An 18203-nucleotide genomic window follows, 5' to 3' on the forward strand; every position below is an offset into this window, starting at 1 on the left:
GGCAGGGGTCAACGTGACTTTGCCCAGAGCGGTAAAACCGCAGGGATGATTGACAGCGGACAGGCTCTACGCCAAAAATGTCCAACATTTTGCAAAATCGGGTTCAAATGCTCTTTGGTTCAAAACAGGATGAGGATGAAACGGTGGTGGCCATGCTGGCCTCCGCGCTGCGTCGCGACATCTCGTTCGGCCTGCTCCGACCAGATGAAAAGCTAAAGCTGAACGCCCTGCGGCAGCGCTATGGCGGCTCGAACCATTCGATGCGCGAAACTCTGCGGCTGCTTAGCGCTGAAGGCCTGGTGGCTGCGACCGCCCAGCGCGGCTTTCGCGTCACCTCGGCCACACCGCAAGACCAGCAGGACATCCTGTTCATGCGGGTGCAGATCGAAAAGATGGCACTGGAGAGGGCGCTGAGACTGGGCGATGTCGCCTGGGAGGGGCGCATTCTGGCCGCGCATCATGCCATGCGTCACCGCGAAACCCTGGTGCAAGAGGATCTGAGCGATCTGGCTGCCCTGGAATGGGACAATGCCTGCCGCGGCTTTTTCTACAGCCTGTGCGACGCCTCGGCCTCGCCGCGCCTGCTGGACACCCAGCAGAAATACTACGACCAGTCCCGCCGCTTTCGCCTGGCTGCACTACGCGAAGGACGGCTGGATTTTGCCCAACGTGCGGCCCAGCACCATGCCCTGCTAGAGGCGGCTTTGGCGCGCGACACAGGCACCGCGCTTGGCCTACTGGAGGCCGTGATAACAACGGAGTTGAAGGCCTGAGCCAGCAACGCCACACAGACGACATACACTAGGGAGGAAGACCATGACTGAATTTACCCGCCGCAAGGCATTGGCCCTACTGGGCAGCAGCGCCGCCGCCGTTGGACTGGCAAGCCCAGCCCTGGCATCGGGGCGCAAAATCACCGTGGGCGCGCTGCGTTTCACCAGCCACTCCGGCAGCTTCATCGGGTTTGAACGCGGCTATTTTGCCGATGCGGGTCTGGATGTCGAGTTCAAGTTCTTCCAGGCAGCAACACCGATGGCGGTTGCGATTGCGTCGGGCGATGTCGATTATGCCGTGACCGCCATGTCCGGCGGACTGGTCTCGCTGGCCGACAAAGGCGCGGTCAAGATAATCGGCGGCGCATTGTCAGAGGAGGCAGGCATCGACGGCCAGAAATATCTGGTCTCGGACGCAGCCTATCAGGCAGGCATCACCACCCCGGCACAGCTGGCAGGCAAAAGCTATGGCATCACCACGGCCGGGTCCTCTTTCCATTACATGGGGTCAAAGATGGCCGCCGCCGAAGGGATTGACCTGAAATTCAAGCCCTTGCAAAAAGTTGGGGCCATCATCGGCGCGCTGAAATCCGGCCAGATCGATGCCTGGTCCATCGTTCCACATCTGGCCAAGCCGCTGGCGGGATCGGGCAAGGTGCATATCATCGGCAATGTGTCTGACTACCTGCCCGACTATCAGGTCACCACTGTCTTTACCTCGGCCAAGAATGCCAGCGCAGAGCAGCAGATGACCCGCGATTTCCTGGCCGGCTATTCCGAAGGTGTCGCCGAATACAACGCCACCATGATCGACAAGGCCCAGGGCGACGAAGGCGTGCAGGCGCTGGTCGATTTGATCCACAAGTATGTCTATGCGGATCGCCCACGCGAAAAGGCCGCCAAATCCATCATCAATGGCACCATGCGCCTGAACGAGGGCGCAGCGATGAACACCGCCTCGCTGCAGGATCAGCTAAACTGGTTCCAGGCAGAGGGCCTGGTGGACAAGAGCATCAGCCTGGAAACCGTAATTGACCCAAGCTACGTGCAGACCCTGGGCTAAGCCAGCCACCATCACACCATCGGGGGCGGGGCTTTGGCCGCGCCCCCTCTCCACACCTGAACCCAACATTCATTGGAGCCCCACATGGATATTCGCCTCTCTGGCGTCAGCCATTCCTACGATAACTTTGAGGTGCTCCGCGATATCTCGCTCGAGATCCCCTCGGGACGGATCGTCTGCATCGTCGGCCCTTCAGGCTGTGGCAAATCCACCCTGCTGCGGTTTCTTGGCGGGTTGGAAAAACCCAGCCGTGGCGAGGTGCTGCAGATCGGTGCGCCGCCCAGCGATTGCCTGAACCCACTGACTTATATCTTTCAGGACTTTGCCCTGCTGCCTTGGCGATCTGTGCGAGGCAATATTTCACTCGTGCTGGAAGACCACGGTATTCGCGGCGCCCGCGCAGATGGTATCATTGCCGATGTCCTGGCCCGCACCAAGCTGAGCGATTTTGCCAAGGCCCTGCCCAAGCAGCTGTCGGGCGGGATGAAGCAGCGGGTGGCCATTGCCCGCGCCTTGGCGGTGAACCCGGCAGTGATGCTGATGGATGAACCCCTGTCGGCGCTGGACAGCCAGACCCGCGAATTGCTTATGGATGATCTGGTCAACCTCTGGACCCGCACGCCCTTTACCGCCGTCTATGTCACCCACAACCTGGCAGAGGCCGTGCGCCTGGGACATTCCATAGTGGTAATGTCACGCCGCCCCGGAGAGATCCGCGAAGTGGTGCATCTGGATAAGCCGCTGGATCAGCGCCAGCATGGCGACCCTGATCTGGAAGAAAAACAAAAATACCTATGGCAGCTGATGCGCGAAGAAGCCCGCGCCGCAGATGCGGAGCTGGTCCATGTCTGATTTACACTCTCCCTCCACCGCCGCCCGGCAGGTCACCTTTCGCGGCGGCGGCTTTGCCCCGTCCAGCCCGCGCTGGATTGGCGTCGCAGTTTTTGTCGTGCTGCTGAGCCTGGCCGAGCTGGGCACCCGTCAGGGCTGGATTTCACCGCTGACCCTGCCCCGCCCCAGCGATGTGCTGCTCACCTTCCAGGAACTCTATGCCTCTGGTCTGTTGTGGGCACATCTCAGCGTGTCGCTGACCCGCCTTTTGGTTGGTGCTGCCCTCGGGGCCAGTCTGGGCGTGGCCACCGGCGTTTTGATTGGGCTGTTCTCCTATGTGCGCGCAGGATTGGTGCCGCTGACAGCGGCGCTGTTTCCGATCCCCAAGATCGCCCTGCTGCCGCTGTTTGTCATCTGGTTTGGCATTGACGAAGGCTCCAAATACGCGCTGATCGCCTTTGGCACCTTTACCCCAACGGTGGTGGCCACCTATGGCGCGGTGGATAATGTCGACCGCAGCCTGATCCGCATGGGCCAGAGCTTTAACCTGTCGTGGTTTTCCATCGTGCGCAAAATCGTGCTGCCCGGTGCGATGCCCGGCATCCTGTCCGGCCTGCGTATCAGCCTCGCGATTGCCATCATCCTGCTGGTCGCCGCCGAAATGCTGGGCGCGGAATATGGCATCGGTGCCTATATCCTTGAGGCCGGGTCGCTTTATGATCTGGAGCGGCTGTTTGCAGGGGTGACCATCCTATCACTGCTGGGCATCACCATGAGCACAATCATCGGCCAGATTGAACGCCGGGTGCTGAGCTGGCGCCAGTAGCACGGCACATAAATCCAAAGGCACAGGCTACTGGCGCGCGAGGGTGACGCGCCAGTAGCCAACGTCCGTGCCTCCGCATCCTTGCCTTGTCTGCGCGTCAGCACCGCGACCGGGAAAAATGCCGTTGCCTCGCTGCGCAGCCCCCGGCAAGCAGTAAAAACTGCTGCGCCGCGTCAATCTGCCAGCGCAAATCCGCATCCTAGTGATTGCACCGACCGCTTTCCTGCTCTACATGGGGCCTTAAATGGCCTCTGCCCAAACACCAGATCGGCGCCGGGTCCGTTCTCTCTTATGCAAGAGACGTAGCGCTGCTACGCTAAGTCAACAAAGCTTCCGCTATCGCTGAAAGGTTGAGAAACATGACAGAAAATTCAAACCCCGACATTCTGTATACCATCGTAGACGAAGCCCCCGAGCTGGCCTCGGCGTCCTTTTTGCCGATCATCCGCAAGTTTGCGGCCGCCGCAGATGTCAGTGTTGGCACCAAGGATATTTCGCTGGCGGGTCGTATCATTGCCACCTTCCCCGAAGGCTTGACCGCCGAGCAGCGCCAGACCGATGACCTAGCCGAGCTGGGCGAACTGGTCAAAACCCCCGGTGCAAATGTCATCAAGCTGCCCAATATCTCGGCCTCTGTGCCGCAGCTGCTTGCCGCGATCGAAGAACTGCAATCGCAAGGCTATGACATCCCCAACTACCCCGAAGACCCCAAGAGCGACGCCGAAAAAGAAACCCGCGTCCGCTATGATGGGCTGAAAGGTTCTGCTGTAAACCCGGTTCTGCGCGAGGGCAATTCCGACCGTCGCGCCGCCCGCGCCGTCAAGAACTACGCTCAAAACAATCCGCATTCGATGGGGACCTGGTCCACAGACAGCAAGACCAAGGTGTCGTCGATGCCAGGCAATGATTTCTATGCCAATGAAAAAGCGGCCACCATCACCGCAGCCCAGGCTGGCAATGCCAAGATCAAGTTTGTCGCCAAGGATGGCGCGGTCACCGTGCTGAAAGACGGCTGGGCGCTGGAGGCAGGCACCATTGCCGATGCCACCTTTATGTCTGCCGCTGCGCTAGGGTCCTTCCTGGCGGATGCCATTGCCGACACCAAGGCAGACGGCACCATGTTTTCGCTGCACCTGAAGGCCACCATGATGAAGGTCTCTGACCCGATCATCTTTGGCCACGCGGTCAAGGCCTGGCTGGCGCCCGTGTTTGACAAATTCGGCGCTGAACTGGACGCGCTGGGGGTGAATGCCAATTCCGGCCTCGGTGATCTGTTGGATCGCGTGTCCGGCAACGCCGACATCATGGCCGCAATCGAGACCGCAACTGCCGATCGCCCTGCCATGTATATGGTCGATAGCGACAAAGGCATCACCAACCTGCATGTGCCATCGGATGTGATCATCGATGCCTCGATGCCCGCAGTGATCCGCGCTGGCGGCAAAGGCTGGGACGCGGCGGGCAACAAGGGCGACACCAACTGCGTCATCCCCGATCGCTGCTATGCCACCGTCTATGACGAGGCGATCAATTTCTTCAAAGCCAATGGCGCGCTTGACGTCACCACCGCAGGTTCTGTCGCCAACGTCGGCCTAATGGCGCAAAAGGCCGAGGAATACGGCAGCCACCCAACCACATTCGAGGCGCCTGCGGATGGCACCATCCGGGTGGTTCTGGCCAATGGTGAGACACTGCACAGTCACGACGTAGAGGCTGGCGATATCTGGCGCGCCTGCACCGCCAAACAGGCGCCTATTGAAAACTGGATCGAACTGGCGCTGGATCGCCAGCGTCTGACCGGATCCGAGTCGATCTTCTGGCTGGATGAAAACCGCGCCCATGACGCCGAGCTGATCAAATACGTCAAGCCCGCGCTGGAAGCGGCCGGCGTGGCGGATAAGTTCCAGATCATGGCCCCGCGCGAGGCAACCCGCCAGTCGCTGGAAACCATCACCGCAGGCAAGGACAGCATCGCCATCACCGGCAACGTGCTGCGCGACTACCTGACCGATCTGTTCCCGATCCTGGAACTGGGCACCTCGGCCAAGATGCTGTCGATTGTGAAACTGATGAAAGGTGGCGGATTGTTTGAAACCGGTGCCGGTGGTTCTGCGCCCAAACACGTGCAACAGCTGGTTGAACAAAACCACCTACGCTGGGACTCGATGGGCGAATTCTGCGCCCTGGGTGAAAGCCTGAACTTCCTGGCGGATAGCAAAGGCAATGCCAAGGCCGGTGTGCTGGGCGCGGCCGCCGAAGTAGCGACCCAAGGCATTCTGGACAACAATAAGTCGCCATCGCGCAAGGTTGGTGAACCCGACAACCGCGATAGTCACTATTGGTTTGCCCGCTACTGGGCCGAAGCCCTGGCAGCCCAGAGTGACGATGCCGAAATCGCCGAACATTTCGCCTTGATCGCGACCGCCCTGCAAGAGGGTGAAACCCAGATCCTGACCGAACTGGCCGCCGCCCAGGGCCCTGCTGCCGATATCGGCGGCTACTACCATCCGAATGCGGCTCAAAAGGCTGCCGTGATGCGCCCAAGCGCAACGCTGAACGCCATCATCGGCTGACCCCCCGGCGCCCCGGCGCGTAATCCGCCGGGGCAGAGACCAGCCTATTGATGCTGAGACAGACAAAACAAAAAACGCCCGGCGGTTTCGCCGGGCGTTTTTATCATTCAACGACAGGTCTGTGACCGAAGGGTCAGAAATCCTGCCACATATCCCTGGCCGCATTACCATCTGTACTGACGTTGACAATGCTTGGGGCGGGGGCAGCCTCCAGATCCCAGTCATCATCGCCATGGGCCGATGGTGTCACAGGGGCTGCTGGCGCAACCGCGGCAGCCGGACGCGGCATGGCGGTAACGGATGCACTGCCATCCACTTTGAAGATCGCGATCAGCTCAGCCAGTTTGGAAGAATCTGTATTCAAAAGATGCCCGGCGGCGGTTGCCTGTTCCACCATGGCGGCGTTTTGCTGGGTCACCTGATCCAGCTGGGTCACCCCGGTGTTGATCTCGTTCAGGCCCGTGGATTGCTCCACCGCGCCCTCGGCGATGCCGGACACCAGTTTCGAAATATGGCTGACCTGGCCAACGATGCTTTCCAGCGCTTCGCCCGCCTTGCCCACCAGATCAACGCCACGCGCCACCTGTTTCGAGCTGTCACCGATCAACGTCTTGATTTCCATCGCCGCATCCGAAGACCGCTGCGCCAGGGCGCGCACTTCGGAGGCCACAACCGCAAAGCCTTTGCCAGCCTCGCCAGCCCGGGCCGCCTCGACCCCGGCGTTCAGTGCCAAGAGGTTGGTTTGGAAAGCAATATCGTCAATCACCGAGATGATCTGACCGATGTGGTTCGAGCTTTGCTCAATCTCGGTCATCGCCGAAACCGCGCTCTGCACCACCTCGCCGCTGATCTCGGCCTCTTTCTTGGCCGCTTCCATCGTCGCCTCGACGCTGCGCGCCCCCTCGGCGGCGGATTTGACGCTTGCGGTCAGCTCGTCCATCGCGGCGGCGGTCTCTTCCAGCGTGGCCGCCTGGCTTTCGGTACGATGCGACAGATCATCCGAAGCCTGGCTAATTTCAGTCGCGCCATTGCGAATGGAATTGGTCGCCTCGACCATTTTGGCCATTGTGCCGCTCAGGGTTTCGATTGTCTGGTTGAAGTCGGTGCGCAGCTGGGCATAATCCGCTGGGAAGGCCTGACCGATTTTCACCGTCAGATCGCCCTGCGACAACGCAGCCAGGCTACGGCTCAGAGTTGAGACAACATCTGACTGCTCTGCTTCGCGGTCTGTTCGTTCCTGCTCCAGCTCTTTTTGACGGATCAGAGACTGCCGGAACACTTCCAGGCGGCGCGCCATATCGCCAATTTCGCTCTTGTTGCCAGTTCCAGGAATATCGGTGTCCGTGTCGCCATCCGCCATGCTATGCATCCGCTCTTTCAGGGCGTTCACCGGCTTTGTCACACTGCGGGTGATCACGGTGGCACCAATCGCCAGGATCGCAAGGCTGATCGCCAACGCGGTCATCGCCGCCCAGCGCATGGCACTCAGTTCGGCTTCGATATCAGATACGTAGGCGCCGGTTCCGATGATCCAACCCCAGGGACTAAAGAGCTTCACATAGCCCATTTTTGCTTCTGGGATTTCGGAATTCGGTTTGTTGAAATGGTAAATGACCGACCCTGCACCATCGGCTTCGACAACCTTGGCGAACTCTTGAAAAATCAAAAGCCCATTCACATCTTCGAAATTGCTCTGGTCTTCACCGATCAGCTGTTTTGCCACCGCATGGGCACGCATCACGTTGCTATCGTCAAAGGCGAAAAAATATCCGGCCGTGCCAAACCGCAACAGTTCAACCTGAGCCTTACCCCGTTCCTGGGCTTCGTCAAGCGTCAGCTCACCCGCCTGAACCTGCGCATCCAGATCCGCAAGAATGCTGATCATCGCATCAGTCACGCTGGCAAGCTCGTTTTCGCGCATATCGTAGGCTTGCTCTACCGAGCGAGCCAGCAATACAAAGGTCAAAACAGCGGCCAAGCTAACGGCTAGGGCCGCCAAGGCGTATATCCGTGTCGGCAGTCGGAACAGGATCTGTGGCATTTTGGAACGTCCTCTAAATCTTTTACTTCTGTCCTGCTTATGCCCGGATTCCTAAGATTTCATTATTTCCACTTTCTGAAAGACCATCTCGGCGACACGAATAGATTAAATTATACCAAGCACACCTTCACCCACGCTGGAGGGCCCTCTGCATTGGGCTGTGAACGGCTGCTGGCAAAGCGCGCCTCCCCGCTAACCCCGATCAAACAACTGTTGCAGGATCAGCAGCCCCTGCTCAAGCTCAGCTTCGTTGTACCCGCAAAACCCCAATAAAAGCCCGTTATGGGCCTTCGATGCCTCGGTCTGACGCTGCGCAAATCCCGAGAGCGCCTCAAGTGTCAGCCCCTGTGCGGCGGCGGCGGCACAGATGTCCTGATCGCGCCGGTTGCAGGTTAGATGGAACACCACCTGCATGCCCGCCTGGTGATCATGGCAAAACCCATAGGCACCAAAATCCTGCGCCAGCCGAGACAACAGATAGCGACGGCGCTCTGCATAGACCCGGCGCACCCGGCGCAGGTGGCGGTAGAACTCTCCGTTGGCGATAAAATCTGCCAGCGGCTGCTGCGGCATACTGCTGGCCAAGGGGCCAAAGCGCTGAATGCTGTGTTGAAACATCTGCACCAGCGATTCCGGCAGGATCAGATAGCCAAGGCGCAGCGCATTGGAAAATATCTTGGAAAAGCTGCCGATGTAGAGGCTGCGCTGCAACCGATCAAACCCCGCCATCGCGGGGATGGGACGGCCCGCATAGCGAAACTCGCTGTCGTAGTCATCCTCTATGATCCAGGCATCCGTTTCGCGGGCCCATTGAAGGAACTCCACCCGGCGCGCAGGCGACATCGCGCCGCCCAGCGGAAATTGATGCGAGGGAGTCAGAATGGCCAGGCGCGCGGCAACAGATCGACTGGGCAAAACCGCACCGCTATCGTCCACCCGCAGATAGTCTGCCTGCAGATTCTGGGCCGTGACAAAATGCGACAACGGCGGATAGCCGGGATCCTCCAACGCCACCCTGTCGCCCGCCGCCGCCAGCGCATGCAGGCAGATCGACAAGGCATCGGTGGCGCCGGCGGTGACAATCACCTGTTCCGGTCGGGCGGAAATCCCGCGCCATTCCGCAACATGGTCGCAAATCGCTTGCCGCAGCGGCCAGGCACCAAAGCCACCGGTGCCATGAAACATCGCCTGCGGATCTGCGCGGCAAATCCGCGCCACCGTCTTGCCCCATTGCCGATAGGGAAACAGCCGCATATCCGGTGTGCCCGCACGAAACGGGCGCGGCGTCGACATCTCTTGCGGGGGGGCAAGGTCCTGGCCACCGCTGACGCTGTTTTGCTGGGGCAGTTCCACCTCGCCCACCGCACACAGACGATAGCCCGACCCTTGCTGGCTGCTCAAATAGCCCTCGGCCACCAGCTGTTCATAGGCGGTGACAATGGTAGAGCGCGACACCCCAAGCTCTGTTGCGAAGACCCGCGTTGGAGGTAATTTGCTACCCAACCCCATGGCACCAGAGGCCGCGCGCGCGCGAATGGCACTGCAGATCTGTTCAAACACCGGCGTGCCCGATGACCGATCAATGGAGAACCCCAGCCAGGGTGTTTGCGTCATCAGCAGGCTGCCTTCAGGATTGGTAGGTTTAAATCAGGTCATTTCTGCCAACATGCCCCGCCCAAAACAAGGGTAATCGGCACGGATGCCGCCGAGACCGGCTCAGTCGGTTTCAGGACTGCCCCAGCCAGAGACGGGGCATCACCAGCCCCTCTCCACCTGTTTTGCCCGGACTTTGCGGCCAAAGACACCGCTCGGCAATGACGCTGCGTTTTTGCCGCAGCTACGCCCGCGAACTCTTGACCCAAACCCTTGCTGGCTCGTCATCTACCATGGCTGTCATACGTCGCCCCAATGGTGAACCTGTTACATTGCGGCCCTACTGCTGACGCCTGTCCCCCTCGGGTCCGTGAGCTGGAGCGCATTGGGGTGTTCGACTAAAAACAAAATTGGGAGAAAAACATGTCTAACAAAAACCGCGCCGCAGGAATTGGCCTGGCCCTGGCCACGGGTGCACTGGCCGCAACTTGCCTGCCATCCCTGGCACTGGCGGAAAACCGCATTGACCGTATTCGCCCCGATGCACCTGAACTGGCCGCCTTTGGCGCCTATCCCATCGGGGTGCAGACCCTGGAATTCACCAATCCGGGGCAGCATGACATCCTAAATACCACCGACGAGGCGCAGCCGCTGTATGACCGCGACCTCACCGTTGAAGTCTGGTACCCTGCCGCAGCCGGTACCGAGGCAGGCGGCAGCTATCAGGCCATTCTGCGGGATGGAAAAACCGAAGTGACGCTAAAAGGCCGTGCCTCCCGAGATGCCACCCCGGCAAGCGGAGAGAGCTTTCCCATGGTGGTGATTTCGCATGGCTATCCTGGCAATCGCTATCTGCTGTCCCATCTGGGGGAAAACCTTGCCACCAAGGGCTATGTCACCGTCTCGATTGATCACCGCGACAGCACCTATTCGGATAAAGCTGCCTTTGGCTCTACCCTGCTGAACCGTCCACTGGACCAACGGTTTGTCATTGATCAGATGGCAGCACTGGAGGGGCCGCTGGGTGCCATTATCAATACCGACCAGACCGGGGTGATCGGCTATTCCATGGGCGGCTATGGCGCCCTGGTCTTTGCAGGGGCTGGTGTGACCGAAGCCTCAACCCAGTATAGCTGGGGCACCCCCGCCGGATTGCTGGCCCGCCACGAGGCTGGGTCTGACAGCCATGCGGCGCTGATTGATCCGCGGGTGAAAGCCGTGATTGCGATTGGCCCCTGGGGCATGAACACCGGATTTTGGGATGCCACTGGCCTAGCTGGCATCAACAAGCCGCTATTGATGATGGCCGGCAGTGTCGACGATGTTTCGGTCTATGCGGCCATGCGCCAGATCTTTAAAGGCGCGGTCAATACCAGCCGCCATCTGCTGACCTTTGAAAATGCAAACCACAACGCCGCCGCCCCCATGCCTGCCCCGATCGAAAGCTGGGAACCGGTGGACCATCTGGATTTTATCCCCTTCGAACACTACGCCGATGCTGTGTGGGATACCAACCGGATGAACAATATCACCCAGCATTTTGCCACCGCCTTCATGGGGCTGCACCTCAAGGCAGAGGACGACAAGGCCAGCTATCTGGAGCTGGTATCAAATGCCGCTGACGGAGTTGTCTCCAAGGATGACACCGGCAAGGAGCAGGAGGATCACACCTATTGGAAGGGCTTTGCCCCGCGCACGGCAGCTGGTCTTCGCTTTGAAACACTGACAGCCAGCGAATAACTGGCAGGGACCCTGCGCCCCGCGCAATGCTTGCGGTCTGGCTCTGCGCGCGTTTGTCAGGGGCAAGTGCGCGCAGACAAATGGGGCTGGCACATTCACCGTCGCAGGGGATGTGCCAGTGCCCAGGCTTCATGGCTGTTGCTGATGGCCGCGTGTCTTAACCCTGGATGTGCGCCTATGGGTCGATTTATGCATTCCTGGCGGGCAGAAGTCTGGACCAAGCCATAATCTTGCCGAAATTTCCCTGTATTCCTGCCCAATGATTGAACTATCTGATAAGCACTTTGTAATGTAACGAAGACCGAATGGGGACAAGGCTTGGGTGAATTCACATGTTCCAATTGAAACCTGTTCTGCGCCCCCTCACCATTGCCTTTTTCCTTACCGCGGGGTTCCAAGTGTCCAGCCAAAATCCCTCTTCCATCCTGTTTCAGTGTGACACCTCAGACCAACCGGTGATCTGCGCCGCATTGGCAGATGCCCTGCGGGAAAAATCACCAAACCTTGCGTTGATGCACGTCGAAGCCACAGCCCCCTTTGCGGCACCGACCAAAGGACAGGTGACCATTCGCTATCTCGAAAAGACCCGCGATGACGCCCGGCTGTCCGGGCATCTCGTCTGGCAAGACCAGACAGGACAGCAAACGCAAGGGCCTGTCCTGGAATTTACCGTGATGGACCGCAACCTTGAGACCGCCAATCTGGCCCCCTATGCACATGCCCTGATAAAAGCCTCCGATCTGCCATTGTAGCGGCAGACGGCCTGCCCCTCACCTAGTTCTAAGTACACAAGGATTTTTTTCATGCCTGCCAGCATTCAGCCCCATGACCATTCAGCTTCAGATGACGGGTCCGCGGCAGAGGGTGTTCAATACGCCGCCAAGCCAACCTATTCCGTAGACCAGATCGCAGACTTTTTGACGGCCGGATACTGGGGCGGTTCAACCCGATCTTTCATCACCGGTGTCGGGCGGGAAATCAGCGTCAATCTGACCGGGCTGACCGCAAGCGCCCGCGAGGTGGCCCGCACCGCGCTGGACAGCTGGGAGGCCGTAAGCGGGCTCGACATTGTCGAAACCAACCTTAGCGCCGATATCACCTTTGACGACGCCGATACCCGCGGAGCCTATGCCAGTTCATCTGTCTCGGGCACGACCATCTTAAGCTCAGATATCAATATTCCCACATCCTGGGCTGTCTATGGCGAGTACTACCTGCAGACCTTCATTCACGAAATTGGCCATGCGCTGGGGCTGGGCCATTCCGGAAATTACAATGGCAACGCCACCTATGAGTACGACGCCGCCTTTGCCAATGACAGCTGGCAGATGAGCATCATGTCCTATTTTGCCCAGGACGAAGCCACGGCGGTCAATGCAGATTTTGCCTATGTCGCCACGCCGCAGATCGCGGATATTGCCGCCATTCAGGATCTCTACGGCGTGCCCACCACAGTCGAAACCGGCAATACCACCTATGGCGATGGCAATACCACTGGCCGCAGCATCATGGATCTGGACCACGCCTATGCCTCGACCATTGTTGACAGCGGCGGCATCGACACCATTGATCTGGGCTCGCGCGGGTACAACCAGAACCTTAGCCTGGTGGTCGACAGCTTTTCCGATCTGAACGGCAAGGTCGGAAACTTTGCCATTGGCCGCGGCACGGTGATTGAAAACGCCATCACCGGGTCTGGGAATGATACCATCACCGGCAATGCGGCAGACAACTATCTGCAAAGCGGTAGCGGCAACGATACGCTGATCGGCGGCGCTGGCAGTGATACCCTGGTGGGCGGCAGCGGCGATGACCTCTACTATGTCGATGCCAGCACGGACCGGATTGTAGAAAACAGTGGCGAAGGCCAGGATCACGTCGAAGCCTCTGCCAGCTTTGCGCTTCGCAACAGCAGCAACAACATCGAAACGCTGACCCTGACCGGGACGGGTGATTTTTCGGGCATCGGGAATGGGCGCAAGAACACCATTACCGGCAATAGCGGCGACAACCTGCTGAACGGCGCCTGGGGCAATGACACGCTGATTGGCGGCGCTGGCAACGACACCTTCAAAGATGGCGCGGGCAAAGACCGGATGATCGGCGGCAGCGGCAATGACACCTATTATGTTGATCATGCCTTGGATCAGGTGCGCGAACAGCAAGGCGAAGGCACCGATCTGATAAAGGCGGGTATGTCAGTTGCACTGCGCGACCTTAGCAATCATGTAGAGAACCTGACCCTGACTGGCACCAACAACATCGACGGCACCGGCAATGGCCGCAATAACGTGATCGCGGGCAACAGCGGCAACAACCTGCTGAACGGTGCCTGGGGCAACGACAGGCTGCTTGGCGGCGCAGGCAACGATACCTTCCAGGATGACCACGGGCAGGACCGTATGGTTGGCGGCAGCGGCAACGATACCTACTATGTCGACAGCCTTGGTGACCAGATTGTCGAAACGAAGGGCAATGGCAGCGATCATGTGATTTCGTCGGTCAGCATTGAACTGCGTGACCTTAGCCAAAACCTGGAAAGCCTGACCCTTTCCGGCAGTGCAGACATTGATGGCACCGGCAATGGCGGCGCAAACCTGATCACCGGCAACAGCGGCAACAACCTGCTGAACGGCGCCTGGGGCGATGACACGCTGATTGGCGGCGCGGGCAACGACACCCTGAATGACGATGGTGGCAATGAGGTGCTGACCGGCGGCAGTGGGGCCGATGTCTTTGTCTTTTCCGGAGGGTTTGGCACCGATACCATCACCGATTTTGACACCACCGAAACCGGCGAGATCATTTCATTGGCGGGCGTCAACAGCATCAGCACCTACGATGACCTGGTGAACAATCACCTCAGTGAAGTGGGCGGCGATGCGGTCATCAGCGATGGAGCAGGCAATAGCGTGACGCTCACTGGTGTCGGAATGGCCGACCTCTCGGCCGATGACTTCCTGTTCTAGCCCCTAGTGGGCTCTTCCCCACCCAAGGCGTCACCATCGGCGGACATTTTTTACACCGAACACACAAAAGGCGGGCCAATATGGCCCGCCTTTTGCAAGGAATACCCCAGCCTAATCGTCAGGGTCTGCGCTGCCTTTCATTCCCTTTTGCCACTGGGCGTTCATCACCCGGTTCAACCAGGCAAGCCCCACCAATGCCAGCCCAAGCCCCATGAAGGAAAACACTCGCGTCAGCCCGGACAGCCCGCTCATATCCACCAGGAACACCTTGGCGATGGTCAGCACCACACCTGCCATGGCCAGCTTGCGCAGCAGATCAGAGCGCCGCCAGAAAGCCAGGATCAGCCCGTCGGCCGAGGCCAGCAACAGCGCGACGGTGTAAGAATACAGCTCTGGATCGCTGACACCCGGCAGGCTCAGGTCGTCGCCCTGCCAGAACCGACGGATCTCTAGGCTGATATAATAGGCACCCAGGCCACTGGCCAGAACCGCGCAGGCCCGGCGCAGCCAGCTCCACCTCGTCGGCAACCGCAGGGCAGCACCGGCGAAGACGGCAGCCAGCGGCAAATAAGCCGCTGCAAGGCTGTCAAAGATCAAGGGGCCTGAGGTGATCTCTGCATAAGAGAACAGCGGATTGGCAAAGACAAACAGCGCCAGAATGCTGCCCAGGGCAGCCAGTCCGTAGCCTAGCGCCAATAGTCCGCGCAGCACTGCCGACACCCGACTGCTCAAGGAGATCCGGTAGATCTGGTTCATCAGGCAGGCAGTCCAGACCGTCGCCAAGAGCCCCACGCCAGCATGGCCATGTCGCATCTCTTCCGGCAGCAGACGCAGGATCAGCACGCTCAGGAAAACTGCGGCAAGGGTCACAGCAGCGCTTTCCAGCACCAGCGCGGTCTTTTCCCGGCGTCCCCCCGCCAGCCGCCAGCCAAGGCCCAATAGGCCAAGGCTGCCCAGATAGGCCAGCAAGATCTGCCACAGAGGCGTTACATAGCGCCAGTCCTGGTCGATATAGTCGCGGTCAAGCGCCCAGAACACGCCGGGGTCCAGCACCAGCCGATAGGTGATCACCGCGACCCCCAACTGCACAAAGACCGCCAGGGTCGGCAGGTCGTATTTTCGATCGATCACAACCACCAGCACCACCATGACCGCCAGCGCCAATGTCAGCGCCGATTTTGACAGGATAAGGAACAGGGCAAAGGCGATAAGGGTAAGCGCGGCGATAGCAAACAGCGCCACCCGCAGTGCAGGCTTTGCCACCTGCGGCCCCCGTGCGCAACGCTCTGCGCCAAAGGTCATTCCCGCCGCAAGCAGCAGCGCCGCAAGCGCCCAGGTATAGGTGCCATGGATCAGTACCGGGGCCCAGGTGAATTCCACCACCAACATCAGGGCCGGCGCAAAAACCGCCGCGCAAACGGCCCAATAGATCGCCCGGTCGACCTCTGCCTCCCCCTCGGGTCGCAGGCTCCACTGCATCCGCAGATAGGCCAGGGCAGAGCCCAGCGCGCCAATTGCAATCAATACCCAGATGGTTTGCGGTGGCGCTGTTTCCGGCGGGCGCTGCAGGGCGGCGTGAAACTCTTGCAGCAACGGGCCTGCATTGAGGCCCTCATTCAGGATCAACGCCAGAATGGCCAGGCCCGGCAGCAGAGCATGATCAAATAGCGCCACCGCCTGGCGCATCCAGATCAGTGTTGCCAGCAGCAGCAGCACCAAGATACCCAGCGCAAAAACCACCTCTGCCGCTTGACCCGCCTGAACCGCCACCAAAAGCGCCGCGCCGCTCACCGCGCCAGTCACACAGGCCGAAATCCGGGTGGGAAATTCAGGATAAATCCGCGCACCCGCACCGGGTTGGAAAATCTGCACCACAGCCCGCCCCGCATGACGCGGAAATAGGCTGCGCTCTGGCACAATGACCCCGGCGGCGGCAATCACCATCAGCCCCGCCAGGAAATGCGGCGCCTCGCCACCCGCCAGATACAGTAGGCAAGCGGCGCTGAGCGGGGCAAGCAGGGCAAGCCCGGAAATCCAGGCCCATCGCTTAATGGTATCCACCCCAAGCCCGACCACGGAAATCAGCGCAAAATAATAGTAGAGCATCCAGGGGGCCTCGGATTGCCCCCCCACCAGAAACGGTGCCAGACAGGCCCCAAGGATCCCCAGCGCGGTCAAAAACGCGCCGTAGAACCAGCCCAACACCAGCGCCAGCACCGACACCAGGCACAGGGCGGCAAAGCCCATTCCCGGCTCAACCAACCCGTATAGAATGCGGGCCGACAGCACCCCGGCAAACAGAGTGACTAGGCCCGCGCCAGCCAAGGCCGAGGCCAGATGCTGCGCTGCCCCTTCGGTTTCGTCCCCGACGCGACGCCGGATGACTTCACCGCCGACCACCAGCGCCACACCAAAGCCCAGCGCCGCCATTACCCGCCAGAACGGCGTCAACAGACCGTTCTCGACACCGTATTGCACCATAAAGACACCCGCCAGCGCAAGCGAGGTGGCCCCCGCCACCAGCACCCAATTGTCACGCACCCATTGCACCAACAGCGCCAGACGATCCTGCCGCAACACAAAGGCCCGCGGCGGCACCGCCTGCTGCACTGTTTCGTCTGGGGTCTGCCCATCCGGTTGTCGTATCTCTGACTTTGATGTGTCAAACGGTTTCTCTGGCGCGTCCGCCTCTGGCATGGACTTTCGCTCACCCCAGGGCAGTCCCGCTTTGATGGCGGCCTGATCGCCCGGCTCAGCCTGTGGGACAGCAGGCTGAGCAACAGGCCGGGAATCCGGTGCGGTATTTACAGCCCCCGGCGGTGCGATTTGCGCTGCGACCCTGGCCTCCAGGGCGCGCACCTGCGCCTTTAGCCGCATATGCGAAATTAACAGATAAGGCACACCAAGCAGAAAAATAAGGCTTAGCAACCCCAAAAGAACCAGACCAAAATCTAACATCTAAGGATCATTTCAATGAGACAGAATTGCACGCAAGCTAGGCGAAAGGCCACGAACAGGCAAGCAAGCCCATCGCTCTCTGCGGCCCAACCGGCCGCCCCCTGTCGCTGCACAGGCGATCCCCCAGACGCAAGAGCCCCCCGCGGGGCACCTTCTTGCAATTCCTGTGAGATCGCATTCCCTCCAAGGCCTTGCCGCGCCCAGAAAACAGCCGAGTGAGGCCCTCCAGAAACAAGAAAGGCCTCACCGCTTGCGCCGTGAGACCTGGTATTTAACCGCCAACGACCGCTGGACTTCAAAGCCGGCAGGGCGAATCCATCGGCTAGCCAAAGACATAAAAAGTCATCTTGTTGCCATCCGGATCACGCACATAGGCACCATAAAACCGATCGGGGATACGTTGCCCTGGCGCACCATCACAGGTAGCCCCCAGCGAAATTGCCTTGGCATAAAGCGCATCCGCTTCTTCTTTGCTCTGCGCTGCAAAGGCCAGCATATTGCCATTGCCAGGCTGCGGATCCTTGCCATCATAGGGCAGGCAGACCGAAATCATCGGTTCTTTTGGGGTGGCACCAATCATCGCAATGCGCCCAGCATCAATGATCACCTTTGCCCCGCGTTCGGCAAAAAGATCGCAATAAAACGCCTTGGCTTTTTCCATATCGGTGACGCCGATGGTTACATATCCAATCATCTGTTTTCCTCTTGATTTTCAACCAGTAGGAAAACAGGTTTTGACGCAGGTCAAGCCATCAAAAGAGTAACGCCCCGTCCCCCAGGCTGGGAACGAGGCGTTGCCGATGCCCCCGAGGGGGGAGCGCCAAGGATTTGTAGGT

At 59.7% G+C, this 18203-nt stretch carries 12 protein-coding genes; 8 read left to right on the top strand and 4 right to left on the bottom strand.

Translation table 11 applies throughout. The features are described from left to right. Positions 1–107 precede the first annotated feature (107 nt). From LRK71_RS19225 to LRK71_RS19245, 5 genes are all read left to right on the top strand, one after another. Positions 108–773, top strand: coding sequence for a GntR family transcriptional regulator (locus LRK71_RS19225; protein ID WP_232405580.1), 666 nt, complete (start codon positions 108–110; stop codon positions 771–773). A 43-nt stretch (positions 774–816) separates the two neighbouring features. Continuing rightward, the gene (locus LRK71_RS19230) at positions 817–1836 is read left to right on the top strand and encodes an ABC transporter substrate-binding protein (protein ID WP_232405581.1); all 1020 of its coding nucleotides are present in this window, start codon (positions 817–819) and stop codon (positions 1834–1836) included. Positions 1837–1920: 84 nt separating this feature from the next. Next, positions 1921–2688, top strand: a complete 768-nt coding sequence (locus tag LRK71_RS19235) for an ABC transporter ATP-binding protein (RefSeq protein WP_232405582.1) — start codon at positions 1921–1923, stop codon at positions 2686–2688. After that, positions 2681–3493 carry an ABC transporter permease gene (locus LRK71_RS19240; RefSeq protein ID WP_232405583.1) on the top strand — a complete coding sequence of 271 codons (813 nt, stop codon included), beginning with the start codon at positions 2681–2683 and terminating at the stop codon, positions 3491–3493. Before LRK71_RS19235 ends, LRK71_RS19240 begins: the two co-directional genes overlap by 8 nt. A gap of 359 nt (positions 3494–3852) precedes the next feature. Beyond that, positions 3853–6066, top strand: a complete 2214-nt coding sequence (locus LRK71_RS19245) for an NADP-dependent isocitrate dehydrogenase (RefSeq protein WP_232405584.1) — start codon at positions 3853–3855, stop codon at positions 6064–6066. A gap of 133 nt (positions 6067–6199) precedes the next feature. Here the strand turns inward: LRK71_RS19245 and LRK71_RS19250 are convergent, their stop codons facing one another. Both LRK71_RS19250 and pdxR read right to left on the bottom strand, forming a co-directional pair. Then, positions 6200–8107 (bottom strand): methyl-accepting chemotaxis protein, encoded by a 1908-nt coding sequence (locus LRK71_RS19250; RefSeq protein WP_232405585.1) that lies wholly within the window; start codon positions 8105–8107, stop codon positions 6200–6202. Positions 8108–8299: 192 nt separating this feature from the next. After that, positions 8300–9721, bottom strand: a complete 1422-nt coding sequence (gene pdxR, locus LRK71_RS19255) for a MocR-like pyridoxine biosynthesis transcription factor PdxR (RefSeq protein ID WP_232405586.1) — start codon at positions 9719–9721, stop codon at positions 8300–8302. 402 nt (positions 9722–10123) lie between these two features. Between pdxR and LRK71_RS19260 the strand changes: the two genes are divergently transcribed. From LRK71_RS19260 to LRK71_RS19270, 3 genes are all read left to right on the top strand, one after another. Next, positions 10124–11440, top strand: coding sequence for an alpha/beta hydrolase family protein (locus tag LRK71_RS19260; protein WP_232405587.1), 1317 nt, complete (start codon positions 10124–10126; stop codon positions 11438–11440). 332 nt (positions 11441–11772) lie between these two features. Beyond that, the gene (locus LRK71_RS19265) at positions 11773–12192 is read left to right on the top strand and encodes a hypothetical protein (RefSeq protein WP_232405588.1); all 420 of its coding nucleotides are present in this window, start codon (positions 11773–11775) and stop codon (positions 12190–12192) included. 51 nt (positions 12193–12243) lie between these two features. Beyond that, complete coding sequence (locus LRK71_RS19270) at positions 12244–14409, top strand: M10 family metallopeptidase (protein WP_232405589.1); 2166 nt, start codon at positions 12244–12246, stop codon at positions 14407–14409. A gap of 111 nt (positions 14410–14520) precedes the next feature. Here LRK71_RS19270 and LRK71_RS19275 read toward each other — a convergent pair whose 3' ends face one another. Next, a complete protein-coding gene (locus LRK71_RS19275) occupies positions 14521–17367 on the bottom strand; it encodes a DUF2339 domain-containing protein (RefSeq protein WP_232405590.1) in 2847 nt (948 codons plus the stop codon). 322 nt (positions 17368–17689) lie between these two features. After that, on the bottom strand, positions 17690–18061 hold the full coding sequence (locus tag LRK71_RS19280) for a VOC family protein (protein WP_232405591.1): 372 nt from the start codon (positions 18059–18061) through the stop codon (positions 17690–17692). Positions 18062–18203 lie beyond the last annotated feature (142 nt).

The sequence above is a fragment of the Pseudophaeobacter flagellatus genome (assembly GCF_021228235.1).
In the GTDB taxonomy this organism is placed as follows: domain Bacteria; phylum Pseudomonadota; class Alphaproteobacteria; order Rhodobacterales; family Rhodobacteraceae; genus Pseudophaeobacter; species Pseudophaeobacter flagellatus.